This is a genomic window from Paraburkholderia sp. NMBU_R16, from assembly GCF_013282575.1.
Lineage (GTDB): Bacteria > Pseudomonadota > Gammaproteobacteria > Burkholderiales > Burkholderiaceae > Trinickia.
Map to the genome: position 1 here is coordinate 1 of NZ_JAAAYE010000347.1, position 308 is coordinate 308.

General features: G+C 61.7%; 1 protein-coding gene. It reads right to left on the bottom strand.

The genetic code is table 11. The features are described 5' to 3' along the window. Positions 1–35: 35 nt before the first annotated feature. Entirely contained in the window at positions 36–170 is a 135-nt protein-coding gene (gene tnpB, locus GWC77_RS28510) for an IS66 family insertion sequence element accessory protein TnpB (RefSeq protein ID WP_367949137.1), read from the bottom strand. Between the last annotated feature and the right edge of the window lie 138 nt (positions 171–308).

Sequence of the window (308 nt, forward strand, 5' to 3'; positions counted from 1 at the left end):
GACATGCGCCGCAGTTTACGAGCCTTCGATGCGGTTTACAACATCGACAGAGCAGCGGTACGGCGCGGCTGTCGCCAGTCGATGCCCTCGAGCAGCATCGACAGCTGGGCGCTCGTCAGATGGATCTTTCCACCATCAGCCTGTGGCCAGATAAAACGGCCTCGCTCCAATCGTTTGACGACAGATGCGCGTGCCTGCCGGCAGCGCGATCACTTCAGGCATTCCTGCAGGAACGCTTCGGTGCGCTCGGCAGACAGGCCGCGAATCTTCACGCGCCGCTTGCCGATCTCCACCTCGATCTCGCACAC